The organism is Pseudoduganella sp. OTU4001, from assembly GCF_038440195.1.
Lineage (GTDB): Bacteria > Pseudomonadota > Gammaproteobacteria > Burkholderiales > Burkholderiaceae_D > Rugamonas.
The window spans coordinates 25,185-51,776 of sequence record NZ_JASATG010000013.1 but is presented as its reverse complement, the minus strand read 5'-3'; the positions used below and the strand labels follow the sequence as shown (position 1 = coordinate 51,776).

At 63.3% G+C, this 26,592-nt stretch carries 30 protein-coding genes; 12 read left to right on the top strand and 18 right to left on the bottom strand.

Annotated features, from left to right (window positions below; all coding sequences use genetic code 11):
• Positions 1-3: 3 nt before the first annotated feature.
• The 7 genes from pyk to AAHE99_RS13810 all read left to right on the top strand — a co-directional run bounded on the left by pyk (position 4) and on the right by AAHE99_RS13810 (position 7,783).
• Positions 4-1,473, top strand: a complete 1,470-nt coding sequence (pyk, locus tag AAHE99_RS13840; protein WP_342117933.1) for a pyruvate kinase — start codon at positions 4-6, stop codon at positions 1,471-1,473.
• A gap of 38 nt (positions 1,474-1,511) precedes the next feature.
• Positions 1,512-2,576, top strand: coding sequence for a class II fructose-bisphosphate aldolase (fba, locus tag AAHE99_RS13835; protein ID WP_342117932.1), 1,065 nt, complete (start codon positions 1,512-1,514; stop codon positions 2,574-2,576).
• A gap of 125 nt (positions 2,577-2,701) precedes the next feature.
• Positions 2,702-3,598, top strand: coding sequence for a phosphoribosylaminoimidazolesuccinocarboxamide synthase (locus AAHE99_RS13830; RefSeq protein WP_342117931.1), 897 nt, complete (start codon positions 2,702-2,704; stop codon positions 3,596-3,598).
• A 3-nt stretch (positions 3,599-3,601) separates the two neighbouring features.
• Positions 3,602-4,096: a 5-(carboxyamino)imidazole ribonucleotide mutase gene (gene purE / locus AAHE99_RS13825; protein ID WP_342117930.1), complete on the top strand. Its 495-nt coding sequence runs from the start codon at positions 3,602-3,604 to the stop codon at positions 4,094-4,096.
• The gene (locus AAHE99_RS13820; RefSeq protein ID WP_342117929.1) at positions 4,093-5,259 is read left to right on the top strand and encodes a 5-(carboxyamino)imidazole ribonucleotide synthase; all 1,167 of its coding nucleotides are present in this window, start codon (positions 4,093-4,095) and stop codon (positions 5,257-5,259) included. The genes purE and AAHE99_RS13820 overlap by 4 nt, the downstream gene beginning before the upstream one ends.
• Positions 5,256-6,269 (top strand): L-threonylcarbamoyladenylate synthase, encoded by a 1,014-nt coding sequence (locus AAHE99_RS13815; protein WP_342117928.1) that lies wholly within the window; start codon positions 5,256-5,258, stop codon positions 6,267-6,269. Before AAHE99_RS13820 ends, AAHE99_RS13815 begins: the two co-directional genes overlap by 4 nt.
• Before the next feature lie 44 nt (positions 6,270-6,313).
• A complete protein-coding gene (locus tag AAHE99_RS13810; RefSeq protein ID WP_342117927.1) occupies positions 6,314-7,783 on the top strand; it encodes an alpha/beta hydrolase family protein in 1,470 nt (489 codons plus the stop codon).
• On the opposite strand, the gene AAHE99_RS13805 is transcribed toward AAHE99_RS13810, so the two are convergent.
• Positions 7,743-9,086, bottom strand: a complete 1,344-nt coding sequence (locus AAHE99_RS13805; protein ID WP_342117926.1) for a S41 family peptidase — start codon at positions 9,084-9,086, stop codon at positions 7,743-7,745. The genes AAHE99_RS13810 and AAHE99_RS13805 overlap by 41 nt on opposite strands.
• Positions 9,087-9,158: 72 nt before the next feature.
• Between AAHE99_RS13805 and AAHE99_RS13800 the strand changes: the two genes are divergently transcribed.
• The gene (locus AAHE99_RS13800; protein ID WP_342117925.1) at positions 9,159-10,097 is read left to right on the top strand and encodes a LysR family transcriptional regulator; all 939 of its coding nucleotides are present in this window, start codon (positions 9,159-9,161) and stop codon (positions 10,095-10,097) included.
• Positions 10,098-10,120: 23 nt separating this feature from the next.
• On the opposite strand, the gene AAHE99_RS13795 is transcribed toward AAHE99_RS13800, so the two are convergent.
• The 3 genes from AAHE99_RS13795 to AAHE99_RS13785 form a co-directional block, all read right to left on the bottom strand.
• Positions 10,121-10,591 carry a group II truncated hemoglobin gene (locus AAHE99_RS13795; protein ID WP_342117924.1) on the bottom strand — a complete coding sequence of 157 codons (471 nt, stop codon included), beginning with the start codon at positions 10,589-10,591 and terminating at the stop codon, positions 10,121-10,123.
• Positions 10,592-10,696: 105 nt separating this feature from the next.
• Entirely contained in the window at positions 10,697-11,875 is a 1,179-nt protein-coding gene (locus AAHE99_RS13790) for an acyl-CoA dehydrogenase (protein WP_342117923.1), read from the bottom strand.
• Positions 11,876-11,900: 25 nt separating this feature from the next.
• A complete protein-coding gene (locus AAHE99_RS13785) occupies positions 11,901-12,407 on the bottom strand; it encodes a flavin reductase family protein (RefSeq protein ID WP_342117922.1) in 507 nt (168 codons plus the stop codon).
• A 151-nt stretch (positions 12,408-12,558) separates the two neighbouring features.
• On the opposite strand from AAHE99_RS13785, the gene msrA reads away from it, so the two are divergent.
• Positions 12,559-13,083 carry a peptide-methionine (S)-S-oxide reductase MsrA gene (msrA, locus tag AAHE99_RS13780; protein ID WP_342117921.1) on the top strand — a complete coding sequence of 175 codons (525 nt, stop codon included), beginning with the start codon at positions 12,559-12,561 and terminating at the stop codon, positions 13,081-13,083.
• On the opposite strand, the gene AAHE99_RS13775 is transcribed toward msrA, so the two are convergent.
• Genes AAHE99_RS13775 through AAHE99_RS13760 form a run of 4 tightly spaced genes read right to left on the bottom strand, consistent with a single transcriptional unit; the run spans position 13,080 to position 15,121 of the window.
• Positions 13,080-13,472 carry a bleomycin resistance protein gene (locus AAHE99_RS13775; protein WP_342117920.1) on the bottom strand — a complete coding sequence of 131 codons (393 nt, stop codon included), beginning with the start codon at positions 13,470-13,472 and terminating at the stop codon, positions 13,080-13,082. The genes msrA and AAHE99_RS13775 overlap by 4 nt on opposite strands.
• Positions 13,469-13,876, bottom strand: a complete 408-nt coding sequence (locus tag AAHE99_RS13770) for a cupin domain-containing protein (RefSeq protein ID WP_342117919.1) — start codon at positions 13,874-13,876, stop codon at positions 13,469-13,471. Before AAHE99_RS13770 ends, AAHE99_RS13775 begins: the two co-directional genes overlap by 4 nt.
• The gene (locus AAHE99_RS13765) at positions 13,842-14,396 is read right to left on the bottom strand and encodes a GNAT family N-acetyltransferase (RefSeq protein ID WP_342117918.1); all 555 of its coding nucleotides are present in this window, start codon (positions 14,394-14,396) and stop codon (positions 13,842-13,844) included. Before AAHE99_RS13765 ends, AAHE99_RS13770 begins: the two co-directional genes overlap by 35 nt.
• The gene (locus AAHE99_RS13760; RefSeq protein WP_342117917.1) at positions 14,393-15,121 is read right to left on the bottom strand and encodes a hypothetical protein; all 729 of its coding nucleotides are present in this window, start codon (positions 15,119-15,121) and stop codon (positions 14,393-14,395) included. Before AAHE99_RS13760 ends, AAHE99_RS13765 begins: the two co-directional genes overlap by 4 nt.
• 197 nt (positions 15,122-15,318) lie before the next feature.
• On the opposite strand from AAHE99_RS13760, the gene AAHE99_RS13755 reads away from it, so the two are divergent.
• Positions 15,319-18,087, top strand: a complete 2,769-nt coding sequence (locus tag AAHE99_RS13755) for a M12 family metallo-peptidase (protein ID WP_342117916.1) — start codon at positions 15,319-15,321, stop codon at positions 18,085-18,087.
• A 36-nt stretch (positions 18,088-18,123) separates the two neighbouring features.
• On the opposite strand, the gene AAHE99_RS26800 is transcribed toward AAHE99_RS13755, so the two are convergent.
• From AAHE99_RS26800 to pdxH, 4 genes are read right to left on the bottom strand one after another with little or no spacing between them, the layout of a single operon-like run.
• The gene (locus AAHE99_RS26800) at positions 18,124-18,381 is read right to left on the bottom strand and encodes a DUF5615 family PIN-like protein (RefSeq protein ID WP_446728923.1); all 258 of its coding nucleotides are present in this window, start codon (positions 18,379-18,381) and stop codon (positions 18,124-18,126) included.
• Positions 18,365-18,583 carry a DUF433 domain-containing protein gene (locus AAHE99_RS13750; protein ID WP_342117915.1) on the bottom strand — a complete coding sequence of 73 codons (219 nt, stop codon included), beginning with the start codon at positions 18,581-18,583 and terminating at the stop codon, positions 18,365-18,367. The genes AAHE99_RS26800 and AAHE99_RS13750 overlap by 17 nt, the downstream gene beginning before the upstream one ends.
• 30 nt (positions 18,584-18,613) lie before the next feature.
• Positions 18,614-19,819, bottom strand: coding sequence for a cyclopropane-fatty-acyl-phospholipid synthase family protein (locus tag AAHE99_RS13745; RefSeq protein WP_342117914.1), 1,206 nt, complete (start codon positions 19,817-19,819; stop codon positions 18,614-18,616).
• 29 nt (positions 19,820-19,848) lie between these two features.
• On the bottom strand, positions 19,849-21,036 hold the full coding sequence (pdxH, locus tag AAHE99_RS13740) for a pyridoxamine 5'-phosphate oxidase (protein WP_342117913.1): 1,188 nt from the start codon (positions 21,034-21,036) through the stop codon (positions 19,849-19,851).
• Between the two features lie 58 nt (positions 21,037-21,094).
• Between pdxH and tcdA the strand changes: the two genes are divergently transcribed.
• Entirely contained in the window at positions 21,095-21,952 is an 858-nt protein-coding gene (gene tcdA, locus AAHE99_RS13735; RefSeq protein WP_342117912.1) for a tRNA cyclic N6-threonylcarbamoyladenosine(37) synthase TcdA, read from the top strand.
• A 41-nt stretch (positions 21,953-21,993) separates the two neighbouring features.
• Here the strand turns inward: tcdA and thpR are convergent, their stop codons facing one another.
• Complete coding sequence (gene thpR, locus AAHE99_RS13730) at positions 21,994-22,503, bottom strand: RNA 2',3'-cyclic phosphodiesterase (protein ID WP_342117911.1); 510 nt, start codon at positions 22,501-22,503, stop codon at positions 21,994-21,996.
• Between the two features lie 36 nt (positions 22,504-22,539).
• Here thpR and AAHE99_RS13725 point away from each other — a divergent pair, with 36 nt between their 5' ends.
• Positions 22,540-23,046, top strand: coding sequence for an FKBP-type peptidyl-prolyl cis-trans isomerase (locus AAHE99_RS13725; protein WP_342117910.1), 507 nt, complete (start codon positions 22,540-22,542; stop codon positions 23,044-23,046).
• A 2-nt stretch (positions 23,047-23,048) separates the two neighbouring features.
• Here AAHE99_RS13725 and AAHE99_RS13720 read toward each other — a convergent pair whose 3' ends face one another.
• The 5 genes from AAHE99_RS13720 to AAHE99_RS13700 form a co-directional block, all read right to left on the bottom strand.
• Entirely contained in the window at positions 23,049-24,065 is a 1,017-nt protein-coding gene (locus AAHE99_RS13720) for a cation diffusion facilitator family transporter (RefSeq protein ID WP_342117909.1), read from the bottom strand.
• On the bottom strand, positions 24,062-24,379 hold the full coding sequence (locus AAHE99_RS13715; protein WP_342117908.1) for an ArsR/SmtB family transcription factor: 318 nt from the start codon (positions 24,377-24,379) through the stop codon (positions 24,062-24,064). Before AAHE99_RS13715 ends, AAHE99_RS13720 begins: the two co-directional genes overlap by 4 nt.
• 122 nt (positions 24,380-24,501) lie before the next feature.
• Positions 24,502-24,924, bottom strand: coding sequence for a hypothetical protein (locus AAHE99_RS13710; RefSeq protein ID WP_342117907.1), 423 nt, complete (start codon positions 24,922-24,924; stop codon positions 24,502-24,504).
• Positions 24,924-25,652: a hypothetical protein gene (locus AAHE99_RS13705; RefSeq protein WP_342117906.1), complete on the bottom strand. Its 729-nt coding sequence runs from the start codon at positions 25,650-25,652 to the stop codon at positions 24,924-24,926. The genes AAHE99_RS13710 and AAHE99_RS13705 overlap by 1 nt, the downstream gene beginning before the upstream one ends.
• A 14-nt stretch (positions 25,653-25,666) precedes the next feature.
• Positions 25,667-26,575, bottom strand: a complete 909-nt coding sequence (locus tag AAHE99_RS13700) for a metallophosphoesterase family protein (RefSeq protein ID WP_342117905.1) — start codon at positions 26,573-26,575, stop codon at positions 25,667-25,669.
• Between the last annotated feature and the right edge of the window lie 17 nt (positions 26,576-26,592).

The window sequence follows — 26,592 nt, the reverse complement described above, 5'->3', positions numbered from 1 at the left end:
TTCATGGCACGTGGTACCAAGATCGTCGCAACTATCGGCCCAGCATCGACCGACCTGAATATCCTGATCCAGATGATCAAGGCAGGCGTGGACGTGGTCCGCTTGAACTTCTCGCATGGCAAGGCGCAGGACCATATCGACCGCGCCAAGCTGGTGCGCCAGGCGGCTGCCGAGTGCGGCAAGGAAGTGGCGATCATGGCCGACATGCAGGGTCCGAAGATCCGTGTGGGCAAGTTTGAAAACGGCAAGATCGAACTGGCCAAGGGCGACAAGTTCATCCTCGATTCGAAGTGGGGCGAGAACGGCGAACTGGGCAACCAGGAGCGCGTCGGCCTGGACTACAAGAACCTGCCGACCGACGTCAAGCCGAACGATGTACTGCTGCTGAACGACGGCCTGATCGTGCTGACCGTGGACAAGATCAACGGCAGCGAAATCCACACCACCGTGAAGATCGGCGGCGAGCTGTCCAACAACAAGGGCATCAACCGCCAGGGCGGCGGCCTGACCGCGCCAGCCCTGACCGCCAAGGACATGGAAGACATCAAGACTGCGATGTCGTTCCAGGCAGATTACCTGGCGATCTCCTTCCCGAAAAACGCCACCGACATGGAAATGGCGCGCCAGCTGGCCAATATCGCCGGCGAGCCGTTTGGCTTCAAGCCGATGATGATCGCCAAGATCGAGCGCGCGGAAGCCATCCCTGCGCTGCAGGAAATCCTGAACGCTTCCGACGGCATCATGGTGGCCCGTGGCGACCTGGCTGTTGAGGTAGGCAACGCCGCCGTGCCGGCGCTGCAAAAGCGCATGATCCGTATGGCGCGCGAGTCGAACAAGATTGCGATCACCGCGACCCAGATGATGGAGTCGATGATCTTCAACGCCGTGCCGACCCGCGCCGAAGTGTCGGACGTGGCCAACGCGGTGCTGGACGGTACCGATGCGGTGATGGCCTCGGCCGAAACCGCTTCCGGCAAATACCCGGTGGAAACCGTGGAAATGATGGCGGCCATCTGTACCGAAGCCGAAAGTTCCGAATACAACAAGCAGGAAGCGGACTTCCTGAACGCCCGCTTCACCCGTATCGACCAGTCGATCGCCTACGGCGCCCTGTTCACCGCGCACCACCTGCGCGTGAAGGCGATTGTGGCCCTGACCGAATCCGGCTCCACCGCGCTGTGGATGAGCCGCCACAACATCGACACCCCGATTATTGCGCTCACGCCGAGCACCATTACCCAGCGTAAGCTGGCCTTGTACCGTAACGTACGCACCCACCAGCTGATGCAGGACGCGCCGACCGACGTCGTGTTGCGCGCCGCTGAAGACCTCCTGGTAAAACAGGGTATCGCCGAGAAGGGCGATATGATTGTGGTTACCTGGGGTGCGCCGATGGGCAAGGTGGGCGGCACGAACGCACTGCGTATCGTGAAAGTAGGTGAGTTTACTCACCGCGCCGATTCGGCTCGATAACGAACGCTAACGATTTCTTTATTGTTTGGAGTACTACCATGTCCCTCGTATCCATGCGTCAACTGCTGGACCACGCCGCTGAACACGGCTATGGCATCCCGGCTTTCAACGTCAACAACCTGGAGCAAGTGCAGGCCATCATGGCCGCTGCCGACGCGGTCAACGCGCCGGTGATCATGCAAGCTTCCGCCGGCGCGCGTAAGTACGCTGGTGAAGCCTTCCTGCGTCACCTGATCGACGCAGCGATCGAAGCCTACCCGCACATCCCTGTCGTCATGCACCAGGACCACGGCCAGTCGCCGGCAGTCTGCATGGCTGCAATCCGCTCCGGCTTCTCGTCGGTGATGATGGACGGCTCGCTGATGGCTGACGGCAAGTCCGTGGCTTCCTACGAGTACAACGTCGACGTGTCGCGCGAAGTGGTGAAGTTCTCCCACTCCATCGGCGTGACCGTGGAAGCGGAACTGGGCGTACTGGGTTCCCTGGAAACCATGAAGGGCGACAAGGAAGACGGCCACGGCGCGGAAGGCACCATGACCCGCGAACAGCTGCTGACCGACGTGGCGCAAGCTGCCGACTTCGTGCAGAAGACCCAGTGCGATGCGCTGGCCATCGCGATCGGCACCTCGCACGGCGCCTACAAGTTCACCCGCAAGCCAACCGGCGACATCCTGGCGATCGACCGCATCAAGGAAATCCACGCACGCATTCCTAACACCCACCTGGTGATGCACGGTTCGTCGTCGGTTCCTCAGGAACTGCTGGCGATCATCCGCGAATTCGGCGGTGATATGAAGGAAACCTACGGCGTGCCGGTGGAAGAGATCCAGGAAGGTATCCGTCACGGCGTGCGCAAGATCAATATCGACACCGATATCCGTCTGGCCATGACCGCCGCTGTGCGTAAGTACATGTTCGAGAACCCATCGAAGTTCGACCCGCGCGACTTCCTGAAGCCAGCCCGCGCTGCTGCGGAAGAAGTGGTGAAGGCGCGCTTCCTGTCGTTCGGCTGCGAAGGCCGTGCGTCGCTGATCAAGCCAATTCCATTGGAGAAGATGGCTGAGCGTTACAAGGCCGGTGAGCTGGCCCAGATCGTTAAGTAATTTAAACCGGTAAGGCAGGGTCAGACCCAAGGGTCTGACCCAGACACGCAGCCGCCGCCGGTCGGGTCTGACCCTTGGGTCAGACCCAGGTTTACCGGTTCAAAAATCTCAAGATAGCCCCCGCCATGAACAGCCTGTACAAATCCTCCATCAAATCCCTCCCTCTGCTCGGCCACGGTAAAGTGCGCGACAACTACGCCGTTGGCGACGACAAGATCCTGATTGTCACCACCGACCGCCTGTCCGCCTTCGACGTTGTGATGAACGAACCGATCCCTGGTAAAGGCATGGTCCTGAACCAGATGTCCGACTTCTGGTTCGAGAAGCTGGGCCACATCGTCCCCAACCACCTGACCGGCGTAAGCCCTGAGTCCGTAGTGGCAGCCGACGAAGTAGACCAGGTGAAAGGCCGCGCAGTCGTCGCGAAGCGCCTGAAGCCAATCCTGGTGGAAGCAGTGGTACGTGGCTACATCATCGGCTCCGGCTGGAAAGACTACCAGGCGACTGGCAGCATCTGCGGCATCAAGCTGCCGGAAGGCCTGCAGCAAGCCGACAAGCTGCCAGCCCCGATCTTCACCCCGGCCGCCAAAGCCGACCTGGGCGAACACGACGAAAACATCTCCTTCGAAGAGATGGAAAAGAAAATCGGCGCCGAACTGGCCGCCAAGATCCGCGACGTTGCGATCAAGCTGTACACCACCGCTGCCGACTACGCCGCCACCAAGGGCATCATCATCGCCGACACCAAGTTCGAATTCGGCCTGGACGACAACGGCGTGCTGCACCTGATGGACGAAGTGCTGACCGCCGACTCCTCGCGTTTCTGGCCGGCCGACTCCTACCGTCCAGGCATCTCGCCACCGTCCTACGACAAGCAGTTCGTGCGCGACTACCTGGAAACCCTGAAAGACTGGAACAAGGCTCCGCCGGCGCCAGCCCTGCCAGCGGAAGTGATCGAAAAGACCCAGGCCAAGTACTTCGAAGCCATCGAACGCCTGACCGGCGAGAAGCTGAAGGTATAAGCCATGTCGGACAACAAACCATTGGTCGGCATCATCATGGGCTCGTCCTCGGACTGGGACGTGATGAAGAACGCCGTCGACATGCTGAAACAGTTCGGCGTGCCGTATGAAGCGCAAGTGATCTCCGCCCACCGCATGCCGGACGAGATGTATGCCTACGCCAAGAGCGCGCGCGAGCGCGGCCTGCGTGCCATCATCGCCGGCGCCGGCGGCGCGGCCCACCTGCCAGGCATGGTCGCTGCAATGACCATCGTGCCGGTGCTGGGCGTGCCGGTGCCGTCCAAGTACCTGCGCGGCGAAGACTCGCTGCTGTCCATCGTGCAGATGCCGAAGGGCGTGCCGGTATCGACCTTCGCCATCGGCGAAGCGGGCGCCGCCAACGCGGCCCTGACTGCCGTGGCGATCATCGCCACCACCGACGACGCGCTGGCCGGCAAGCTGGAAGAGTTCCGTGTGGCGCAAACCAACGTCGCCAAAGCAATGACCCTGCCGTTATGAGTAATGTGAAGAACCCTCCGTCGTGGCTTGGTGTGATGGGCGGCGGCCAGCTTGGCCGCATGTTCGCGCACGCCGCGCAGAGCATGGGCTACAACGTGGCCGTGCTGGAGCCGGCATCTGACTGCCCTGCGGGGCAGGCCGCCAACCGCCTGATCAACGCCGGCTACAGCGATGCCGCCGGCCTGGATGCACTGGCTGCGCAATGCGTGGCCGTCACCACCGAGTTCGAGAACGTACCGGCCGACAGCCTGTCGCGCCTGGCGCAATCGGTCTTCGTGGCGCCGAATGCGCACGGCGTGTCCGTGGCGCAGGACCGTATCGCGGAGAAGAGCTTCTTCGTCGCCAGCGCCGCCAAATCGGGCGTGATGCCTGCGCCGCACAAGGTGATCGCCACCGATGCCGACATCGACGCCATCAGTGAAGACCTGCTGCCAGGCATCCTGAAAACCGTGCGCATGGGCTACGACGGCAAAGGCCAGGTGCGTGTGAAGTCGCGCGACGACGTGCGCGCCGCCTTCGAAGGCATGGGCAAGGTCACCTGCCTGCTGGAGAAGATGCTGCCGCTGGCGTATGAAGTGTCGGTGCTGACCGCGCGCGGCGCCGACGGCAAGTCGGTGGTCTATCCGATCGCCGAAAACGTCCACCGCGACGGCATCCTGTTCACCACCACCGTGCCGGGCCCGAACATCACCGCCGACTGCGCTGCCAAGGCGCAGCATGCAGCGCAGGCGCTGGTGGCGGAGCTGGGTTACGTGGGCGTGCTGTGCATCGAGTTCTTCGTGCTGGCGGATGGCTCGCTGGTCGTGAACGAGATGGCGCCGCGTCCGCACAACAGCGGCCACTACACCATCGACGCCTGCGTCACCAGCCAGTTCGCACAGCAAGTGCGCGCCATGGCCGGCCTGCCGCTGGGCGATGTGCGCCAGCATTCGCCGGCCGTGATGCTGAACATCCTGGGCGATATCTGGTACGACGGCGACACCGTGCGCGAACCGGCGTGGGACAAGGTGCTGGCGCTGCCAGGCGCCAACCTGCACCTGTACGGCAAGGAAGAACCGCGCCGCGCCCGCAAGATGGGCCACCTGACCTTCGTCGCACCGACGCTGGCGCAAGCGCAGCAGCAGCACACCGCTGCCTGCGCCATCCTGGGTATCGAGCCATGAGCGACGCCGCATCCCGCGACATCTCCAGCGCAGCTGCCGCACTGGAGGCTGGCGACCTGGTGGCGTTCCCCACCGAGACCGTGTACGGCCTCGGTGCGGATGCCGAAAACCCGGAAGCCGTTGCCAAGATCTACGCCGCCAAAGGCCGCCCGCAAGACCATCCGGTGATCGTGCACGTCGCCCCCGGCGCCGATCTTGATTACTGGACCACCGATGTACCGGACGAAGCGCGCGAGCTGGTAAAGCATTTCTGGCCTGGCCCGCTGACCCTGATCCTGAAGCGCAACGCCCACATTCCTGACGCCGTTTCCGGCGGCCAGGATACGGTCGGCATCCGCTGCCCATCGCACCCGGTGGCGATGGAGCTGCTGAAAGCCTTCAAGGGCGGCAAGGGCGGCGTCGCTGCGCCGTCGGCCAACAAGTTCGGCAACGTCAGCCCGACCACCGCGCAGCATGTGCGCGATGAGTTTGGCGATGACCCGCGCCTGGCCGCCATCCTCGATGGCGGTTCAAGCCAGGTCGGCATCGAGTCCACCATCCTCGACCTGTCGCGCCTGGGCACGCATGGTCCGGTGCTGCTGCGCCCCGGCCACATTACCGCGATGCAAATCGCCACCGTGATCGGCATCCTGGTGGCCCAGCCCGACCAGGCCGCACCGCGCGCTTCCGGCACGCTGGAATCGCATTACGCACCGAAGGCGCCGGTGGCGCTGTTGCCAACCGGCGACATCGAAAAAACCCTTGCAGAACTCAAGCTGCGTGGGCGTAGTGCCGCGCTGATCCACTACACGCCGTTCCCGGACGCTCAGCCAAATGTGGCGCTGCCTGCCGAGCCAAAGGGGTATGCTTATGGTGTGTATGCCGCGTTGCGCGCCATGGACCAGCAGCAAGTTGATCTGATCCTGGTGGAAGCACCGCCGACCGATGATGCCTGGCTGGGCGTCAACGATCGTCTGCGCCGTGCCGCCTTCGGCTCGACCGGCATCATCGAACGTTTCCTGAAAACGTAACCGCAACGGGGCAGCCCGCCTCCTGCGCAAGTGAGGAGGCTGCCATGTCCCGCATCGCCTTTGCCCTGCTGGTTGCTGTCGCTGCGGCTGCGCCTGCGTTCGCCGCAGAGTCCTCATCCGGCGCCCGCAGCATGCTCGTCTTCGAGCGCGGCACGCTGTTGTCCGGTCCCACGCTGTCGCGCATCGAGACCGGCGTCTTCACCACCTCCAAGCGTATCGATCCGGCCATGCTGTCCGAAGTGCTGGAAAAAGCCGGCGACGCCCTGGCCGACGTGGCCGGCAAGCCGCGCTGCACCATCACCACCTATAGCCTGCGTTATTCAACCGTTGGCGGCAGCGGCGAACCGACCGACGCCAGCACGGCGTTGATGCTGCCATCCGGCAAAGACCCGGCCTGCCAGGGCCCGCGCCCGGTGCTGCTGTACGCCCACGGCACCTCGCCCCTCAAGGACCACAATATGGCCAGCCTGCGTGGCGAAGCGAAGCTGGTGGCGGCCTTGTTCACGGCGCAGGGCTATATCGTCGTCGCGCCCAATTACGCGGGTTACGAGGGCTCCTCGCTGTCCTACCATCCCTACCTGAACGCCGAGCAGCAGGCGGCCGACATGATCGACGCCCTGCGCGCCGCCCGCACTGCGATGGTGAAGCTGAAAGCCCAGTCTGGACCCCAGCTGTTCCTGACCGGCTACTCGCAAGGCGGCTATGTTGCGCTGGCCACCCAGCGCGCCATGCAGCACGGCAGCGAATTCAAGGTCACCGCCGCCGCCGGCCTGTCCGGCCCCTACGCCATGGCGCGTTTTGCGGACATGGTGTTTGGCGGCGCACCGAGTGCCGGCATCACGCTGTACCTGCCGCTGATCGCCACTTCCGCCCAGCGCGCCGGCGCCGCCATCTACAGCAAGCCGGACGAGCTGTACGAAAGCCAGTACGCCAACGGCATCGAATCGCTGCTGCCCAGCCGCCTGAAACCGCGGGAGCTGGTCAAGCAGGGCAAGCTGCCCAAGCGCGCCCTGTTCGCGCGCGATGCGCAGCCGCACCTGGTGCGCACCAGCTACCGCGAAGCTTACCTGCAGGATGTGGCTGCCAATCCCTGCGATGGCAGTGAATGCATGCCAGCCAACAACCTGCGCAAGTGGATGCTGAAGAATGATCTGCGCAACTATGTCCCGCAAAGCCCGCTGCTGCTATGCGGCGGCAGCAAGGACCCGTCGGTACCGTTCTTCAACGCCACGGCAGCGGCCGAATACTTCAGCCAGCATGGCGCACCGCCGACCGTGGTGGATCTGGAGGAGCAGGATGCGCCCGACGACTTCCGCTTGTCCCGGCTGGCGTTCGGCCTGATCCGTGACGAAGTCGCGCAGCGGGCGAAGGAGGAGGCGGCCAAATCCGGCCGCAGCGTGCAGGAGCTGCTGATGGAGAACTACCACACACGCATGGCCGGCGCGCCCTGCCTGCTGGCGGCACGCAGCTACTTCAATTCCCTGTTGCGGCAGGATGCTTTAGTAGCGCATTGACCAGCGCCTGGCGGTCGAACGGATCGTCGGCCAGCACGATATCCGGCTGCACCAGCGCCGGCTCGCGTTTGCCGGAAGGGCGGTCGAGCACAAAGCGCGGCACCACCACTTCCAGCCCGGTGTGGGGCAGGAGGTGCTGTTTCTGGATGCCACCCGTCTGGCGCACATAGGCATAACCGCCAGCGCCCACCAGCTTGGCAAAGCCGTGGTCCTGCACCGTATTGCTGAACAGGATGGCGGATGAGTAGGTCATGTCGCCCACCAGCACGAACACCTTGCCATTGAAGTGCAGCGGGTGCGCCGGTTCCGGCTGCACCCAGCTGTCGACCTGGCCCGTCACCACATCGCCGACTTTTTCACCGGGACCGGCGCGGCCCGCGATCACCTTCTTGATGTAGCTGGAGCCGTTGCGATAAGGCTTGTCCGCGATATAGCGCAGGATGCCGGTCTTCCACATATCGTCATCGCCGCCCGTGTTCTCGCGCACATCGATCAGCAGGGTCTGCGCGCCGGCCTCGCGCAGCGTAGTGAAGGCGCGCTCGGTAAAGGCGTAGAACAGCTTCTTGTCCGGCCAGCTGAAATCGTTGACGGTCAGCAGGCCAACGCCACCGGGCAGCAGGCGGAACTGGAAGGTCTGTTCGAACGACGTGTCGCGCGCCATCACGGCCGGCGTCGCCGACGCCGCAGGCATGCTAAGCGACTTGCCGCCAATGCCCAGAGTGAATTGCCCCACTGCGCCATAGCGTTTCCAGTAATACAGCCACAGGCGCCGCTCCAGTATCTTGTTGCGGAAGGCAGGCGTGTCGCCATGCACCAGCGCTCCCAGTTCGGCCAGCACCCGTGCGGCAGGGACGCCGTTGATGCTGTCCACCTGCCGGCCCGCCAGCGCACTGGCGCCGCCGCCCAGCGCGGCCGTGATCACCAGCCGGCCCAGACCGTCAATGGCGACTTCGAACGGGAACAAGCGGCCGCCCGCCGCCAGGTATGCGCGCGTCTCCGAGCGCCAGTCAGGAAAGACCACACCCATGTGGGCATCGCTGAAGACCGGGTTCATGGCCGCCAGCGCGCGCCACGCCTCGTCGCGCGACAGCGGCTGCTGCAGCCGCGCCTGGGCCGCCTTGAAGGCTTGCTCATAGACCGCCCGGCCCGAACGCAAAGCTGGATCAGGATGGGTGTTTTCAATGGCTTGCCGCAGGAATTGCAGATCCTGCTGCAGTTGTGCGGGCGAGAAGCTCGCCGTGCCGGCATGCAGCGGTGCGGCGTACCAGACGCCGAGGGCGAAGAGCAGGTGATGGATTTTCATTGCCAGAATTCTAATGGTTGAAATATAGTTCGTGCTTAAGCTTTCCTGATAGTTGATTTAAGCAAGGACTTAATGCTCTCCACTGACGACCTGCGCTTTTTCTATGCGCTTGCCAGCCAGCCCTCGCTGTCCGCCACGGCGCGCCTGCTGGACGTCACGCCGCCCTCGGTTACCCAGCGCCTGCAAGCCATTGAAGACAAATTGCAGCTCAAGCTGGTCAACCGGCACGGGCGCGGCATGGCGCTGACGGAAGAAGGGCAATTGCTGGCCGAGCGCGCCCACGCCATCCTGGCCGAAGTGGAAGCTTTGCACATCGCCCTGCACGAACAGCGCCATGAGCTGGCCGGCCGGCTGCGTGTGCTGGCGCCGATGGGTTTCGGCAGCGCGCACATCGCGCCGCTGGCAGCGGAGTTCCGCACCCGCCATCCCGGCCTGTCGGTGGAGCTGGAATTATCGGACCGGCCCAACCAGCGCCTGCATGAAGGATGGGATGTGGTGGTCCACATCGGCGCATTGCGCGACTCCAGCTTGCGGCAGCAAGTGCTGGCCCGTAATCGGCGCTTCCTGTGCGCGGCGCCGGCCTACCTGGCGCGGCATGGCACGCCGCGCAGCATGGAAGAACTGGCCCGCCACGCTTGCCTGGCCCTGCGTGAAAACGATGAAGATGCGACGCGCTGGAAGCTGCTGCCGCCGGGCGCCAGCCAATACCGTACCTTGCGTATCGATCCACCGCTGGCCAGCAACGACGGCCGCATCATCAAGCAATGGGTGCTGGATGGCTACGGCATCATGCTGCGTTCGGAATGGGATGTGGCTGCGGAGCTGCGCAGCGGGGCGCTGCGCCAGGTACTGCCGGACCATATGCTGGCGGAGGCGGACATCGTGGCGCTGATGCCGGCGCACGCGCAGCAGCGGCCCTTGCGCACGCGGCGCTTCATTGATTTCCTGAAGCAGGAATTTACTGCGCCGCCGTGGTTGCTGCGGGGCTGCGACAATCACGCGCCACGATAGTGCACCGGGGAGCGCTACCAAGGCTAGCCGGTATACGGCCCCTTCACCTCGCCCCAGCCCCATTTGGGCATGGGCTGGGCGGGGTCGACGCTCGCGCCGGGCTGTGAATTGATCACGGCCAGGCGCGAGCCCCATTCCAGATAGCCCACCAGGGCAGAGCGGAATTCCGGATCGTCCGGCATGCCCAGTTCATCCGCCGTTTCCAGCAGCAGCGCTACCCAGCGGCGGCGCTTCTCCTGCGTCAGATGCCGGCCCAGGTGCTGCTGCACCATATGCGCGTGGCCGCCATGCGCCTCCGAATAGGCGGGCGGCCCGCCCAGCACTTCACCGAGGAAGGCCGCCACGTGCGCCGGGTGTTCCTCATTCATGTGGGCGAAGACTTCGCCCAGCAAGGCATCGGCCTTTACATGCTGGTAGAAACGGGTGGTGAGCTTGTTCAGCGCATCGCTGCCGCCAAGCCATTCGTACAAGGTTGGAACGCTATCCTGGGGCATGCTGTCACTCCACAAAGTCGAGGGATCGGCAAGCATGCTAGCACGCATAAAAAAGCCCCGCTCGAGGCGGGGCTGGTACGGAAACGTGTTACGTCCCTGTTTTGCTTACTGGAAGGCTTGGATGCCGGTCATCGCGCGGCCCAGGATCAGGGCGTGGATGTCGTGCGTGCCTTCGTAGGTGTTGACCACTTCCAGGTTCACCATGTGGCGGATGATGCCGAACTCGTCGGAGATGCCATTACCACCCAGCATGTCGCGCGCCACGCGGGCGATGTCCAGCGACTTGCCGCAGGAGTTGCGCTTCATGATCGAGGTGATTTCGACGGCGGCGGTGCCTTCGTCTTTCATGCGGCCCAGGCGCAGGCAGCCCTGCAGGCCGAGCGTGATTTCGGTCTGCATGTCGGCCAGCTTCTTCTGCACCAGCTGGTTGGCGGCCAGAGGGCGGCCGAACTGCTTGCGGTCCAGGGTGTACTGGCGGGCGGTGTGCCAGCAGGCTTCCGCTGCGCCCAGCGCGCCCCAGGCGATGCCGTAGCGTGCCGAGTTCAGGCAGGTGAACGGGCCCTTCAGGCCGCGCACATCCGGGAAGGCGTTTTCTTCCGGGCAGAACACTTCGTCCATCACGATCTCGCCGGTGATCGAGGCGCGCAGGCCGAACTTGCCGTGGATCGCTGGTGCGGACAGGCCCTTCATGCCCTTGTCCAGGATGAAGCCGCGGATCGCGCCTTCGTCATCCTTCGCCCATACGACGAACACGTCGGCGACCGGGGAGTTGGTGATCCACATCTTGGAGCCGGTCAGCGAGTAGCCGCCTGGCACCTTCTTGGCGCGGGTGATCATCGAGCCCGGATCGGAACCGTGGTTAGGCTCGGTCAGGCCAAAGCAGCCGATCCACTCGCCGGTGGCCAGCTTCGGCAGGTATTTCTGTTTCTGTGCTTCGGTACCGAATTCATAGATCGGCACCATCACCAGCGAGGATTGCACCGACATCATCGAGCGGTAGCCGGAATCGACGCGCTCCACTTCGCGCGCGATCAGGCCGTAGGCCACGTAGTTCAGGCCAGGACCGCCGTATTGTTCGGGAATGGTCGGACCCAGCAGGCCCAGTTCGCCCATTTCGCGGAAGATGGAGGTGTCCATCTGCTCGTGGCGGAAAGCTTCCAGGATGCGCGGCTGCAGCTTGTCCTGGCAATAAGCCGCGGCGGCATCGCGCACCATGCGCTCATCGTCGGTCAGCTGGTCGTTCAGCAGCAGGGGATCGTCCCAGTGGAATGCGGCTTTGGTCATTTCGTCTCTCTTTATAAAAAATCAATCATTTCAACAGGTCGCGGAACTGGCCGCCGTGGAACACCAGCGGCGCGTTCCCGGCAAACTCGCAGTGCTCGACCTCGCCCACGAAAATCACGTGGTCGCCTTCCGGGTAGCGGCTACGGTTGTGGCATTCAAACCACGCCGTGGCGCCCTTCAGGATCGGCTGGCCGGTGCGCGACAGCTCGAATTCGACCGTGCCGAAAGGGTCTTCGGTTCGGGTCGAAAACAGCTTGGCCAGGTGGGCCTGGTCGGCGCTCAGCACATTGATCACATAGTGCGAATTGCCGCTGAAAATGGGCAGGCTATTGGCGCCATTGCCCAGGCTCCACAGCACCAATGGCGGGTCGAGCGAGACGGAATTGAAGGAACTGGCCGTCAAACCTCGGAAACTGCCATCAGCCAACCGCGTGGTAATCACGGTCACACCTGTGGCAAATTGCGATAGTGCCTGGCGAAAGTGGGCACTGTCGAATTCACGCTCGGTGGCGCGTGGGGAGCTGGTATTCATGCGGGACCTGTTTGTTTCAAAGAGATTATGCCAAAGAACGATAGTCTAACCTTTGGCGAAAGCGACGGGGATTTTAGCTAAGGCGGCACTTTTTGAGCAGGGGGCGCAGTTTTGCGCTACAGTAATACTTCCGGTACGTGAGGAGGGCGATATGGCTGAAGTGGCAATCCTGGGCGGTGGATGCTTCTGGTGCACCGAGGCGGTGTATCTGGAGGTGCGCGGTGTAACCAAGGTTGAGTCCGGTTACACAGGCGGAGCACAGCCCAATCCGACGTACGAACAGGTTTGCACCGGGGAAACCGGGCATGCCGAAGTGGTCAGGCTGGAATTCGACCCGGAGCAGGTCAGTTTCCGCGACCTGCTGGAGATTTTCTTCACCATCCACGACCCGACCACCCTGAACCGCCAGGGTAATGATGTCGGCACGCAGTACCGTTCCTCGATCTTCTACCAGTCACCCGAGCAGGAAGCTATCGCCCGGCAAGTCATTGCCGAGATGGCGCACGTATGGGATGCCCCCATCGTGACCGAGCTGGCGCCGGCCGCGCCGTTCTACAAAGCCGAGGATTACCACCAGAATTATTTCGCCCAGCATCCGCTGCAGGGCTATTGCGCCTTCATCGTCGCGCCCAAAGTCGCCAAGTTCCGCAAGACCTACGCCAACAAGCTGCGCTAAAGCGGCTGGTAGAACTGCAGGCTGTTCCGGCCTGGATCCCAAACATGGAATTCACGCGTGCCCCAGGGCGTATTGGCCGGCGAGGCCCACGGGCTGCCTTGGGTGGTGGCGCTGCTTACGCCGCCGCTCGCGGTGAACTCCCGGTACAGCGCGTCCACGTTGCTCACTACAAAGCGGTAGGCTGGCCGGTCGGTGGGGTAGGTCCATTGTCCTGCATCGGCCCATTGCAGGTGGATTTCAACGCCGTCGCGCTGCATGCCCGCGTATTTCGGGTCGGCTGGGTTGTCCACGAAGGCAAGCGTGAAGCCCAGTTGCTGGTAGAAGCTTACCGACGCCATGACATCGCGCGCCGCCAGTACCGGGTGGACTTGCGTGATGCTCGCTTTCATGATGCGCGCGGACGGTGGCCGGTGCCTTCACCGGGAGTGATGAACAGTACCTTGGCCTCACGTGCGACGTTCGCGGTATGCCAGACGCCGCGCGGGACGAGCAGGAATTGGCCAGGCTCGGCCAGCGGGACTTTCCGCTCGCCGCCGTCGACTTCCAGCACGAACTCCAACGCGCCGGAAATCAGCACCACCACTTCTTCGCCTGCCGGGTGCATTTCCCAGCTGGGCCAATCGGCGGCGAAGTCGTAAGTCGATACCAGCCGTCCTGGGCCGAGGTGGTCGAAACCGCCGGTGCTGAGCTTTTCCCAGAACGATTCGTTGACCGCCAGCGGAACCGAAGTCCCTTCGGGGCCAAGGTGCAGATAGGTTTCAACGGCTTGGAATGGGCCAATCGCTTTGTGCATGGTTGATCTCCCTGAGAGGGCGCCACATATGGATTTTTGCCTTGAAGCCGTCGGCCGTGCGCATCGCCATCGGCTCCACGCCGAAGCTGCGGAAGCCGGCTGCTTCGTACAAGGCGATGGCCGCGGCATTACCTTCCGTGACGGTGAGCGTCACCACCTCGACGCCAGGCCGCTGCCGGGCATGATCGAGTGCCAGCTCCACCAGTTGTCGCGCCAGGCCCTTGCCGCGCCAGGCATCGTGCATATACATGCCGACCAGGAGCGCCTTATGGCTGGTCTTTGGCCGGCGCGAAAACTCCAGCGCTACACCGCCAACCAGTTGCCCATCCCCGAAGGCGCCGAAACCAAAGGAGTCCTGCGACGGAGCGGCAATACGCTGCTCCCACCAGGACAATGGCAACGCGGCCCGCTCGTCCGCCGCGGCCGTGAAGGCGTCCGGTTCCTGATCGTAGCCGTACAACATGAGTGCCCGATACTGCGCGGCGTGTTCTTGGTTCAGTGCCTGGACGAATGTGTTCATGGCTGGTCCGCCGGCAAGGTAAGCGGTGGTGGCGGGACGTTTGGCCTTCCATCCGGGCCGAGCGTGATCGGGGCGCGGGCCGGTTCGTCAGTTTTGGCCGGGATCGACTTCGGCAGCGCTGCGGCCAGGGCGATCAGCTGCGGCTTGAGCTGCAGGCGCGCAGCGTTCTTGTCCAGCCACAGCTCGTAATAGCGGCGGCCCTCCTGCCAGCTCAATACCGACACCGCCTCGCCGGAGCCAGCCTCCAGCACGACGAGACGTGCGGCCATGCCGTTGATGCGTTCCGGTTCATCCGCTGGCGCGCGGTAGGCAAGGGTGCCATCGGCCGACATATCGTGTTCGAACAAGGTGAGGACGTGTCCTTGCGGCGTGCGGAAGCCTCGATAAAGGCGCGATGGCACGCCGCTGACCGTTTCCATCATGCCGCCCAGCGCCTGGTACTGCGCCAAAGGCGTCGCAGCCAGGTCGACCGGCTTGAACGCCAGCTTCTCAGTGGCACGCTGCAGTGGGACGAAATCCGATGACACATCGTAGCGTTCCAGGTTGGCCTTGCAGACGCGCTCAAAGCCGTTGCGTTTGTTCTCTTCCGCCCGGCGCGCATTGTGTTCGGCAAAGCCTGGCGCATCCGGCGCCGGCCCCAAACCGCACGGCTCGTCGGGGCTGGATTGGCAGCCAGCCAAGGCTGCGGAAATCAGGAGAAGAAGTACAGGCGAGGTAATACGCATAGTGGCGCAAATGTTATCATCATTGCACACCTATGCGCCGGTGCGCATGATGCCGGGCGATTCCGGCACAGCGTAATCCGGTTGTCTGCTTCTGGCGACGCTTCAATTGAACTCCTCTTGAGGTAGCCCAGCAATTCCGAAATACTCATTCCTTGCAGTAGTTGTACTTCAATAACCTTTCAAATAAGAAGGCACGAATGACTACGCATATCCCCTTGAAGCTCGCGCTCGTGAGCGCCCTGGTCCTCAGTGCAGTAAATTCCCTGGCAGCAGACAACAACAGCAAACGCAACATCCCGGTGCAGGCAAGCGGCGCCTACTGGCGCGATGCGGGCGAGGCCGATGTGCAGCGCGCTCATGGCAAGAGCGCCGCCGCGCCGGCCCTGCCACGCCGCTATCACGCCGCAACGCTTGACCGGGCCGGCATGGCGCAGTTGCTGGCGCATGCGCCGCATGAACGCTCGCAATCGGCCAAGCACAGCGACATGATCATCTCGCTGCCGCATCCAGGCGGCGGCTACCAGCGCTTCCGCGTCGTCGATTCGCCGGTGATGGAGCCAGGGCTGGCGGCAAAGCATCCCGAGATCCGGACCTTCGCGGGGCGCGGCATCGACGACCCTTCCGCCACCTTGCGCATGGACCTGTCGCCGCTGGGCCTGCGCGCCTCGGTGCGCTCGCCCAATGGCGCCTGGTATGTGGATCCGGCGCATCATCTGGACGACAGCGTCTACACCAGCTACAGCTCGCGCGACCTGCCAAACCGCCACGGCCCTTTCAAGGAAGGTGAAATCAAGGCGCCGCAAGTGATCCTGACCCGCAGCTTCGTGCATGCGGGCGATGAGGTCGAAGTGCGCGGCGCTGGCTTCGCACCTGGCGCCACGGTCACCCTGAGCGTGCGCAGTGAAGGCTCGTCGTTCGGACCGGTGCACAGCATCGTGGTCGCTGCCGACAAGGATGGCGTGATATCGGCAAGCTTTGCCGCCGACCCGTCGCGCGGCCTCGGCGCCTATACCGTCACCGCCTCCGACGGTGCGACGGAAACGGTCAGCTCCTACCACGTGGTCGCCGATAACGTCAGCGCCGCCGCCGCAGCCGGCACGCAACTGCGCACCTACCGGCTGGCGTTGCTGACCGATCCCTCCTACGCCAACTACTTCGGCGGCAGCGCCAATGTCACGGCGGCCAAGGTGAGCCTGATCAACCGTGTGACCCAGGTCTACGAAGACGAGACCTCGATCCGCCTGGTCTTGATCAATAACACGGATGCCCTGAACCTGGACACCGATGCGCAAATGACCGGTGCCAATGGCCCATGCGGCGCAGCGGCCTGCTTCACGCCCGACCAGGCTTCCGGCTGCAGCGGCGCAACGCTGACGCGCAACCGCACCGTGGTCGGCCTGCTGGCCGGCGCCGGCAATTTCGATGTCGGCCATATCGCACTTGGCCTGAACGGCGGCGGCATCGCCAGCCTGGGCGTGGTGGGTGGCAGCTACAAGGCGCAGGGCTGCACCGGCATACCAACGCCGGTGGGCGACTTCTACGCGGTCGATTATGTGGCGCATGAACTGGGCCACCAGTTCGCCGGCAACCACACCTTCAACGGCACCAACGGTAGCTGCGCCGGCGGCAACCGCAATGCCACCACTTCGGTGGAACCTGGCAGCGGCTCGTCCATCATGGCTTATGCCGGCATCTGCGGCACGGACAACCTGCAGACGCATAGCGATGCCTATTGGTCGCAACGCAGCTTCGACGAAATCACCGCCTATACGTCGGGCGCGGAATCGAACCTGACTTCGGTGCAAATGGGAGTGCTGCGCAACTTCACAGCCAACGGACAGCAATTCACCTTGTCCTACAACGGCAATGCATCGGCGCCGATTGTTCGCGGCAGTAACTACACGGCGACCGGCATCAAGTCTGCGATCCAGGCCATTCCCGGCTGGCCGTCGGGAGCGACGGTCTCCGTCAGCTCCATCAGCGATGCGGGCTTCACCGTCACCTTCGGCGGCTCGCTGGCAGGTGTGGTCACGGGCATTCTGCAATTAGGGAATTGCACGGCGGGCTGCAGCGGCCATGTGAACGAGATCGTCGCAGGCGGTCCGACCCGCAAGCGCGGCGAAGTGGCGCAGACCGGACGCAGCACGCCGGTCGTCAGCGTGGCGCCAAGCTACACGATTCCGATCCGTACCCCATTCGCATTGACCGGCAGCGCAAGCAATGCGGAAGGCGACCAGATGACCTATATGTGGGAGCAGAGCGACCGTGCCGGCAACAGCGGCACCGCCCTCATGAGCAATGCCAAGGCCAATGGCCCGCTGTTCCGGCAATTCGGCATGCAGGCGGTGGTCAGCGACAGCGATACGCTGCTATACGGCTCGCCGGGCGAGAATATGGTGAGTACCGACCCGACGCGCGTGTTCCCGGATATGGCGCAGATCCTGGCCAATAACACCAATGCGGAAACGGGCAGCTGCCCGGCAGCCGCATCGCCGCCGACGGGCGCCAACATCGCCTGCTATTCGGAGTTCCTGCCGACTGCCAGCTATACCGGCTACAGCAAGGTGAACGCACGGCCTGCAACGCTGAACTTCCGCCTGACTGCGCGCGACGGTTACGGCGGCGTTGGCAGCGCGGCCACTGCACTGGTGCTGGCGACAGGCGCAGGACCATTCCTGGTGACAGCGCCCAATACGGCGGTGACGGTGGCACGCGGCTCGCAGATGAACGTGACCTGGAACGTGGCCAACACGTCCGCTGCACCGGTCAGCACGGCCAACGTCAAGATCAGCCTGTCGACCGACGGCGGCCTGACCTTCCCGCATGTCCTGGCGGCCAGCACGCCGAACAGCGGCAGCAAGACGGTGACGCTGCCGGCAGTGGCAACGACAGCGGCACGCATCAAGGTCGAGGCGGTTGGCAACGTGTTCTTTGACGTTTCAAACGCTAATTTCACCATCAATTAGACGATCCAATGTGCCGGGGCAGTTCGCTGGCCCGGCTTATGCCGAAACAAGCTGGTATGTTTGAGGTTTAATTGACTGGAGCGTTTGCTCAAGAGCTGGCACTAGTACTAGTAGTGATTCCAATTTCAGGTTTTTGTCCAGCGTGACGAAAGCGTCGAATTCACTTGCCGCGAACGCTAGGAGTTCTCCATTCCTTAATCCGGACCACCCCATGCTGACGACCGTCTGGACTTGATGGCATGTCAAGGCGTGTTGGAACTTGATTGGTATCGATTCATCAAGTAGCAGACGCATTGGCTGAAAGGTTCTCTTTGGACGTCTCAAGAACGGCTATTGCCATTTCCCGAGATACCGTTGGAAAGTCTCCGAGGAAGTCGTCTAAAGTGGCTCCGGCTTCCAAATAGTCGAAAAGACTCTTAACAAGCACGCGGGTTCCCATGAAGCATAGCGCTCCACTCATTATCTGTGGATCTCGACTGATAAAGGGCGCGTTCATGCATATAGTCTACTCGCAATTGCAGGCGGACTAAGTTTTGTACATATAGCGGCGCGACCAGGGGAGGGCGGCGGGGTGGCGGCCGGCTTTGGCGCAGACGATCTGGTACAGGCTGATCAAGTCCTGGTCGAAGGCGTAGGCGCAGCCGGCCAGGTAGACGTGCCAGATGCGGAAGCGCTTGTCGCCGCCCAGCTCGCGCACCTTCTCCTCGTGCGCTTCGAAATTCTCGGTCCAGATGGCGCAGGTGCGGGCGTAGTGGCGGCGCAGGTTTTCCACGTCATAGGCTTCCAGCTGGCCCTGCTGCATGGCGCGCAGCACTTCGCTGATGTGGGCCAGTTCGCCATGCGGGAACACGTACTTTTCAATGAACTCGCCGCCGCCATAAGGTGTTTCGCCATTGTCCGGGTCGGTGGTGGTGATGCCGTGGTTCATGGCCAGGCCGTCCTCGGCCAGCAGCCTGTTGATAATTGCGAAGTACTCCACAAGGTGTTTCACGCCCACGTGTTCAAACATGCCGACGCTGGTGATGCGGTCGAATGTGCCCTGCACGTCCCGATAATCCTGCAGGCGGATTTCAACGCGGTCGCCCACGCCGGCGGCTTGCACGCGCTGCTGCGCCAGGGCGAACTGGTTTTCGGACAGCGTGATGCCAACGCAGCGTGCGCCATGCTTCTGCGCGGCGCGGATCACCAGCGCGCCCCAGCCGCAGCCGATATCGAGCAGCGTCTGCCCCGGCTGCAGCTGGATCTTGGCCAGGATGTGGTCGATTTTCTTGAGCTGCGCGGTGGCCAGGTCCTCGTCGCCGTTTTCGAAATAGGCGCAGGAATAGACCATGTTCGGGTCAAGGAACTGCTGGTAGAACTCGTTGGAAACGTCATAGTGGTAGCGGATCGCTTCCGCATCGTGTTTGCGGCTGTGGTGGAAGGTGCGCACGATGCGGCCCAGGCTCCCGGTCTGGCGCAGCGAGCTGCGCGCGAGGGCGTTGACCACCTTGATCATGTCGGCCGCGCGGCCTTTGACTTCGATGAAGCCCTCGACATAAGCCGTGCCGAGGTTGGCCAGGGAAGGGGACAGCAGGTAGCGCGCCGCCGACGGGCTGGGCACCCGGATCGTCACGCGCGGCGCTTCGGGCGAGAAATCGAAGCTGCGCCCATTCCACAGCTCGATCCTCAAGGGCAGGGAAATTTGCGGGGCGACGCTGCTGATCCAGCTGTTGATGCGGTTCTGTAGGAACATGCGCCAGCCCCTTCCCTGTAGAGGGCGGATCAGGGCTGGATGCGTTCCTTGCTCCAGCTGCCATCCGCCTGCAGCGAGTACACGATCCGGTCATGGAAGCGCGAGGCGCGCCCCTGCCAGAACTCCACCCGTTCCGGCACCAGGCGGTAACCGCCCCAATGCTCGGGCCGATGCGGCTGCTCGCCGCTGGCCGCTTCCACAGCGGCATAGTTCTGCTCCATCTGCTCGCGGCTGGCGACCGGGCGGCTTTGCTGCGACGCGATCGCCGCCAACTGGCTCTTCACCGGACGGCTGTAGAAGTATTTGTCGCTTTCTTCCGCCGCCGTCTTCTGTACCCGGCCTTCGATCCTCACCTGGCGTTCGAGCTCGGGCCAGAAGAAGAGGATTGCCGCGTGCGGGTTTTCCGCGAGTTGCTGGCCTTTCTGGCTCTGGTAATTGGTGTACCAGGTGAAGCCGCGCTCGTCGTACTGCTTGATCAGGACGATGCGCGAGCTGGGCCGGCCATCGGAGCCGACCGTTGCCACGCTCATCGCGTTGGGCTCGTTCACCTGCGCCTTCATGGCTTCGTTAAACCATTTGGCAAACTGCGCAACCGGATCGGCCAGGGTGTCGGCTTCCGACAGGCTGGCGCGGCCGTAGTCCATCCGCAGGTCGGCCAGGGCGATCCCGCCGGCAATGGCAGCAGGCAAAATGCCACGGCGTTGCTGCATAGCCTCGCCCAGAATGGTCATCTGGGCGGGACTGAGAATCCGTTTGGCCATGGGGGCAATGTACGCCTCTTCCTTAGCCATGTGCGCGCTGTAGGCTTGTACGAAGCGATCGACATCGCTGGCATCCAGGGCGGCACTAGATCCATTGGCAATCTTATCAAGTTGTGCATTGAGTATAGTCCAGTCCTGATCCATTTGCTGGTGCTGTGCGAGGATCTCCGGGCCCAGTTTGGCCAGCAGTGCCGCGTCTTCGCCCTGCGCGGTGGCGGTCAGCAGCGGGAACAGGTCCAGCTCCTCATCCGCATGGTGCAGGTGGGCGGCCTTGTTGAAATATTTCTGCACCGCTTGCGCCGCCTGCTGGGCAGCGGCGTCGGCGCCATGCTGGGGCAGGTGGGACAGCAGGTTCTGCAGGGTTTGCAGCTGTTTGCGGATCTTGTCGTGGCAATGCTTGAGGACGGCGATCGGCTGGTCATAGCCGGGAGCGGTGTCGATCAGGGAGGTACTCATGGTCTTTAGGAACTTTGCAAGAGAAAACATTGTAGCCCGTGTCCGGTAAAATGACGGGATGAATTCCCCGCAAATAGTTGATCCAGTTCTGGAAGATATCGATTTTGACCGCCGCTTCGGCGGTATTGCCCGCCTGTACGGCGAAAAAGCCCTCGCACGTTTCCGTGGAGCACATGTGTGCGTGATCGGTGTGGGCGGCGTTGGCTCGTGGATCGTGGAAGCGCTGGCGCGCTCGGCGATCGGCAAGCTGACCCTGATCGACCTCGACAATGTGGCCGAGTCGAATATCAACCGCCAGATCCAGGCGCTGAGCGGCACCATCGGCATGGCCAAGATTACTGCGCTGGCCGAGCGCATTACCCAGATCAACCCGTTTTGCGAAGTGGTGCAGGTGGAAGACTTCATCACGCCGGATAACCTGGATGAGATGGTGGGCGCGCACAACTTCGATTACGTGGTGGATGCGATCGATTCGGCCAAGTCGAAGACGGCGCTGATCCATTATTGCCGCAGCAAGCAGATCCCGCTGATCGTGATCGGCAGCGCGGGCGGCCAGACCGACCCGACCCGGATCGAGGTGCGCGACCTGTCCAAGACCGAGCAGGAGCCGCTGCTGAAGAAGGTGCGGCGCCGCCTGCGCAGCCAGTTCAACTATCCGCCGAATTCCAAGAACAAGCTGGGCGTGGATGCGGTGTTCTCGATGGAGCCGCTGAAGTTTCCCGAAACGGGCGAAGTGTGCACGGTGGACGGCGACGAGCGTGCGCCGCAGCAGGGCGTAACGGGCATCAACTGCGCCGGCTTTGGCTCGGCGATGGTGGTGACGGCGACGTTTGGCATGGTGGCGGCGGGCCACCTGCTGCGCAAGCTGGCCGATCAGGTGGAAACCGGTGAACCTGTGTCAGGCACCAGTGCCTGACACTGACACGCGGCCGCCGCCGGCAAGTGTCTGACACTGGTTTACCGGTTTTCTGCGAGCGGAACGTAAGCGCCATTCGGCATGGACTCGACCAGCGCGAGTCCCGATACATTCCACACCACCGGCGCCGCGCTGAACTCGGCCGGCGCTTCCTTCGCCTCGCGCGCCAGCGTGATGTGCGGCTTGAACTCGCCGTGCGTCGCAGCGCTGAAACCGGCTGCCTCCAGCCGCTCCATCAAGTCAGCTTGCGCGTCCAGCAGGGCTTGCGGCGGCGCGCTCGGTCCGGCCCAGGCGATATGCGGGCGCTTGAAATAACCGTAGCAGTCAATGGTGAGCGCCAGCGCAGGCATCGTGCTGGCCGCAAGGATGCCGAGCAGGACTGGCAGCGCCTCGGCCGGCTGCTGGCCCAGGAAGGCCATGGTCAGGTGCAGTTTTTCCGGCGGGATCAGGCGTCCCCGCACCGGCTGTTGCAGGCGCACCAACGCTTGCCGCGCCGTTTCGTCCGGCCACAGCGCAAAAAACAGTTTGTGCGCGGGTTGTTTTGCTATCATGGCAGCCGCCTTAACATTTAGCAAAAAGAATACACGATGAAACGCACTTCGATTCTGTTCGCCATCCTGTGCGCAGCCGCCAGCCTGGCGCATGCACAGCAGCCAACCCAGGACACCACCCCGGCCCAGCCGGCAGCCCAGGCCGCGCCAGCCCAGGAAGGCCCGATTGTTCCTGGTTCCGCCCAGCCGGGCCCGGCCGCCGAGCAACTGATCATCACCGATACCAAGATCGGCAAGGGCGCTGAAGCGAATCTCGGCGCAACCGTCTACATGCACTACACCGGCTGGCTATACCGCCCGCTGGCCAAGAACCAGCGCGGCCGCCAGTTCGACAGCTCGCACAGCCGTGGCGAACCGCTGGACTTCAAGATTGGCACCGGCCGCGTGATCAAGGGCTGGGACCAGGGCATCATCGGCATGAAGGTGGGCGGCAAGCGCACCCTGATCATCCCGGCCGAACTGGCCTACGGCCCGCGTTCGGTGGCAGGCATTCCACCGAACTCCGCGCTGATCTTTGACGTGGAACTGATGGACGTCAAATAAGTTCAGTGGGCGTGGCCATGGTCGTGACCGTGGCCATGCTTGTGGTCATGACCATGGTCGTGGTCATGATCGTGCTCCGCGCCGCCGTGCCCATGCAGGCTGCACTCATGCTGCGTCGTACCCTGTTCGGTTTGCAGCGTGGTGTGGTGGATGCCGAACTGCTCCTTCAAGCCGCGCGCAATCTCATCGATCGCCACGTCGCCCGGGTAGCCACCCGGCATCACCAGGTGGCAGGTCAGCGCCACATCGGTCGTACTCATCGACCAGATATGCAGGTCATGTACGCCCGTCACGCCGGGGCGCGCCAGCAGATAGTTCTCCACTGCCAGCGCGTCCACGTTGCCCGGCACCGCGCCCAGCGTCATATCCAGCGCCTCGCGCAGCAGCCACCAGGTGCTGCGCATGATCAGCACCACGATCACCAGGCTGACCGCCGGGTCAAGCCATGCCCAGCCCGTGTACATCACCAGCAAGCCGGCGATCAGCACACCCAGCGAAATCGCCGCATCGGCCGCCAGGTGCAGGTAGGCGCCACGGATGTTCAGGTCATCCTTGCTGCCTTTCACGAACAACCAGGCCGAGATGCCATTCACCGCGATACCGATGCCGGCCACGATGGACACGGTCAGGCCCTGCACCGGGCGCGGATCCATCAATTGCTCGACCGCGCCCCAGGCAATGGCCCCGGTCGCAGCCATCAGCAGCATGCCGTTGAACAGCGCCGCCAGGATCGAACTGCTGCGCAGGCCGTAGGTATAGCGGCCGGACGGCTCGCGCTTGGCCAGGATCGCCGCGCCCCAGGCCAGGATCAGGCTCAGGACGTCGGAAAGATTGTGGCCGGCATCTGCCATCAGCGCGGTGGAGTTGGCCAGGAAGCCGTAGAAGAACTCAATCGCGACAAACAGCGCATTCAGCGTAATCGCGATGGCGAAGGCGCGGCCGTGGCCCGGATCGCCGTGGTGGTGGTGATGGTGGCCATGGTCGTGGCCATGACCGTGATGGTGATGATGGGCGCTCATGGCTCATTCCCGGCAGAAGGTTCGGCGATATGTTCCAGCATATCGCGCAGGACACCGCTGATGTGGGCATCGGCGGTGGAATAGAAGACCTGCTTGCCCTGGCGCTCCGACTTCACGATACGGGCGGCCCGCAGCAAGCGCAGATGGTGGCTCACCAGCGAGGAGCTGAGCTGAAGCGAACCCGCGATATCGCTGACCGCAATCGGCTGCTCCAGGCAAGCCAGCACGATACGCAGCCGGGTCGGATCCCCCAGCAAATGGAACAAATCCGCCAGCTCCGCCACGGAAGCGTCGTTATCAGGATAGATAGCCATAGCAAACAAATGAATAGGTATTCATATGTTAGCAGAAAGTCGGGGTCATGTCTGACATTCGGACACGGACTCAGCCGCATGGCGGCTGAGTCCGTGTCCGAATGTCAGACATGACCCCGACTTTATTTGGCGAGCTCGGCTTCGAAGGCGGTGCGGGATTTGGCGTCGAGGGTTTGCAGGGCGCGCTCGAGCTTGGCTGGCGGGATGCCGGCCGGTTTGCTGAAGATGGCCTGGCCGATCAGCACCAGGGCGGCGGTCAGTACGGCGACGCCGGCAGCGGCACCCAGCAGGCGCAGTTCGCGCCGGGAAAACGGTTCGTGCGAGGTGGGGATGGGGCGGGCGCCGGGTGGCGGGACGTAGGCGGCGCCGTGCGCGGCGGGGGCCGGGGCGTGCACGCCTTCCAGCCGCGCCAGGTGGCGCTCGACCGCTTCTTCCAGCACGGCTTCGTTCAGGGCCACCAGGGCGAAGATGGGGTCGTCCACGTCGACCTTGATGCCGGTCTTCTCAAATACGTGCAGGCGCAGCTTGTGCGGGTCGAGGGCCATTACCAGTTCACCAGGTCGAGTTGTTCGAACAGGTCGCGGAACACGACCTTGATGCGCTGCTTTTCCATCACATTGAATTTGTCGCTGGCTTTGACTTCGTCGATCGTCAGGCGGCCGGTGTTCATCTTCTTCACGTCGGCGCCGAAGGTGTCGGCATTGCGTGCGCTGAGCACGATGCGGCCGCGTACGCGCTGCGAGTTGTCCGAGTAGGTCTGCGATTCGAGGAAGGATTTGCCGCTGGCCGATTGCAGCAGGCCGAAATGCTCGTTCTCCCACAGCACCAGCGGCACCTGGGTCGACTTGGCCGTGGTGACGAAGCCCATCGCGGTGTCGTGCAGCGTGTCGCCGCCGCCGACGATGGTGTGGATGTACACCTTGCGCCCCGATTCTTCCAGCAGGTTGAAGCAGTCGTTCTCAATCAGGTAGGCCATCAGCGGCGAGAAGGTGTTGGCGCCGTTGTCGACCACGCAGTTGCCGTCCTGCTCCAGGATGTCGATCATCAGGGCGTCGAAGCGCTTGGGGTCGATGGTGCGCGACTCGGTCATCACCGGCACGTGCTTCACGTCCAGCGCCTTGTAGCGCGAGAAGGTGGTGTTTTCCTGGTCGGTGTCGAAACACCGCAGCGGGATGTCGCTCTTGGTCTTCAGCCATTGCGCGAGGATGGTCGATACATACGTCTTGCCGATACCGCCCTTGCCTTGCAGGACGAAGTGAACCGTGTTTTGCATTGATGCTCCTGTTATCAGTGGCAGTTGGCCGCGCCGCTGTCGCTGGCTTCCTGCTGCGGGTGTTCCGGCTGCGTCTTCAGTTCAACCGGCTGGAACTCCCATTCGTAGCTGTTCTCTTTCAAAACCAATTTCAGCACACCGGTGCGCCAGTTGATGCGCGCCTCGCTCTGGTCGTGGATCCAGAGATAAGGCGTGAGGTAGGCGCCGCCGGTGCCGACCACGAACTGGCGCACGCCGCGTGCGGCGTCGGGCTGCTCGTCGGCGTCCATCGGCGCCAGGCGTTCGTAGTCGTGGTCATGCCCGGACAGTACCAGCTCGGCGCCGGCGCCATGCAATGCGCGCCAGACGTCCTGCATCTTCTTCGACGGGGTGTGCCCGCCAGAACTATACATGGGTGCGTGCCAGTAGGCGAGGGTGCAGCGTGCCTTGCTGGCGGCCAGGTCGTCTTTCAGCCACATTAGCTGGCGCTGGTGGTCGGCCGGGTTCAGGTGGCTGTTCAAGGAGATGAAGTGCCAGCCGCCCTTGTCGAAACTGTAATAGCCGCGGCCGCGCGGGCCGGCCAGCTCGCCAAAGTAGTCGTAATAGGCGGTGGCCTGGCCGGTGCCGTATTCGTGGTTGCCCAGGGTGGGGCGGGTGCGCTCCCTGAACTGGCCCCAGGTGGGGGCGTAGCAGTCGCGGAATTCTGCGGCCGTGCCATTGGGGTAGGTGTGGTCGCCGAGGGAGAGCACCAGGGCGCTGGCGTCGCCTTTGGCGATGATGGCGGCGGTTTCGGCGGCGCCGGAGTAGGCGGCGCGGCTAAAGCGGCAGTCGGCGATGTCGCCGGCGGCGTACACCACCAGCGGGCGGGCGGCGCCAGGCGCGGCGGGCGCCAGGACGGGCGCGCAGGCTGCGAGGGCCAGCCAAGGTAGAATGCGTCTTTTCATTGGCACCATTGAACAGG

Bases quoted from the DNA above. Each gene is read 5' to 3' on its own strand.
- pyk (WP_342117933.1), top strand. From the start codon at position 4: ATGGCACGTGGTACCAAGATCGTCGCAACTATCGGCCCAGCATCGACC.
- fba (WP_342117932.1), top strand. From the start codon at position 1,512: ATGTCCCTCGTATCCATGCGTCAACTGCTGGACCACGCCGCTGAACAC.
- AAHE99_RS13830 (WP_342117931.1), top strand. From the start codon at position 2,702: ATGAACAGCCTGTACAAATCCTCCATCAAATCCCTCCCTCTGCTCGGC.
- purE (WP_342117930.1), top strand. From the start codon at position 3,602: ATGTCGGACAACAAACCATTGGTCGGCATCATCATGGGCTCGTCCTCG.
- AAHE99_RS13820 (WP_342117929.1), top strand. From the start codon at position 4,093: ATGAGTAATGTGAAGAACCCTCCGTCGTGGCTTGGTGTGATGGGCGGC.
- AAHE99_RS13815 (WP_342117928.1), top strand. From the start codon at position 5,256: ATGAGCGACGCCGCATCCCGCGACATCTCCAGCGCAGCTGCCGCACTG.
- AAHE99_RS13810 (WP_342117927.1), top strand. From the start codon at position 6,314: ATGTCCCGCATCGCCTTTGCCCTGCTGGTTGCTGTCGCTGCGGCTGCG.
- AAHE99_RS13805 (WP_342117926.1), bottom strand. From the start codon at position 9,086: ATGAAAATCCATCACCTGCTCTTCGCCCTCGGCGTCTGGTACGCCGCA.
- AAHE99_RS13800 (WP_342117925.1), top strand. From the start codon at position 9,159: ATGCTCTCCACTGACGACCTGCGCTTTTTCTATGCGCTTGCCAGCCAG.
- AAHE99_RS13795 (WP_342117924.1), bottom strand. From the start codon at position 10,591: ATGCCCCAGGATAGCGTTCCAACCTTGTACGAATGGCTTGGCGGCAGC.
- AAHE99_RS13790 (WP_342117923.1), bottom strand. From the start codon at position 11,875: ATGACCAAAGCCGCATTCCACTGGGACGATCCCCTGCTGCTGAACGAC.
- AAHE99_RS13785 (WP_342117922.1), bottom strand. From the start codon at position 12,407: ATGAATACCAGCTCCCCACGCGCCACCGAGCGTGAATTCGACAGTGCC.
- msrA (WP_342117921.1), top strand. From the start codon at position 12,559: ATGGCTGAAGTGGCAATCCTGGGCGGTGGATGCTTCTGGTGCACCGAG.
- AAHE99_RS13775 (WP_342117920.1), bottom strand. From the start codon at position 13,472: ATGAAAGCGAGCATCACGCAAGTCCACCCGGTACTGGCGGCGCGCGAT.
- AAHE99_RS13770 (WP_342117919.1), bottom strand. From the start codon at position 13,876: ATGCACAAAGCGATTGGCCCATTCCAAGCCGTTGAAACCTATCTGCAC.
- AAHE99_RS13765 (WP_342117918.1), bottom strand. From the start codon at position 14,396: ATGAACACATTCGTCCAGGCACTGAACCAAGAACACGCCGCGCAGTAT.
- AAHE99_RS13760 (WP_342117917.1), bottom strand. From the start codon at position 15,121: ATGCGTATTACCTCGCCTGTACTTCTTCTCCTGATTTCCGCAGCCTTG.
- AAHE99_RS13755 (WP_342117916.1), top strand. From the start codon at position 15,319: ATGACTACGCATATCCCCTTGAAGCTCGCGCTCGTGAGCGCCCTGGTC.
- AAHE99_RS26800 (WP_446728923.1), bottom strand. From the start codon at position 18,381: ATGCGTCTGCTACTTGATGAATCGATACCAATCAAGTTCCAACACGCC.
- AAHE99_RS13750 (WP_342117915.1), bottom strand. From the start codon at position 18,583: ATGAACGCGCCCTTTATCAGTCGAGATCCACAGATAATGAGTGGAGCG.
- AAHE99_RS13745 (WP_342117914.1), bottom strand. From the start codon at position 19,819: ATGTTCCTACAGAACCGCATCAACAGCTGGATCAGCAGCGTCGCCCCG.
- pdxH (WP_342117913.1), bottom strand. From the start codon at position 21,036: ATGAGTACCTCCCTGATCGACACCGCTCCCGGCTATGACCAGCCGATC.
- tcdA (WP_342117912.1), top strand. From the start codon at position 21,095: ATGAATTCCCCGCAAATAGTTGATCCAGTTCTGGAAGATATCGATTTT.
- thpR (WP_342117911.1), bottom strand. From the start codon at position 22,503: ATGATAGCAAAACAACCCGCGCACAAACTGTTTTTTGCGCTGTGGCCG.
- AAHE99_RS13725 (WP_342117910.1), top strand. From the start codon at position 22,540: ATGAAACGCACTTCGATTCTGTTCGCCATCCTGTGCGCAGCCGCCAGC.
- AAHE99_RS13720 (WP_342117909.1), bottom strand. From the start codon at position 24,065: ATGAGCGCCCATCATCACCATCACGGTCATGGCCACGACCATGGCCAC.
- AAHE99_RS13715 (WP_342117908.1), bottom strand. From the start codon at position 24,379: ATGGCTATCTATCCTGATAACGACGCTTCCGTGGCGGAGCTGGCGGAT.
- AAHE99_RS13710 (WP_342117907.1), bottom strand. From the start codon at position 24,924: ATGGCCCTCGACCCGCACAAGCTGCGCCTGCACGTATTTGAGAAGACC.
- AAHE99_RS13705 (WP_342117906.1), bottom strand. From the start codon at position 25,652: ATGCAAAACACGGTTCACTTCGTCCTGCAAGGCAAGGGCGGTATCGGC.
- AAHE99_RS13700 (WP_342117905.1), bottom strand. From the start codon at position 26,575: ATGAAAAGACGCATTCTACCTTGGCTGGCCCTCGCAGCCTGCGCGCCC.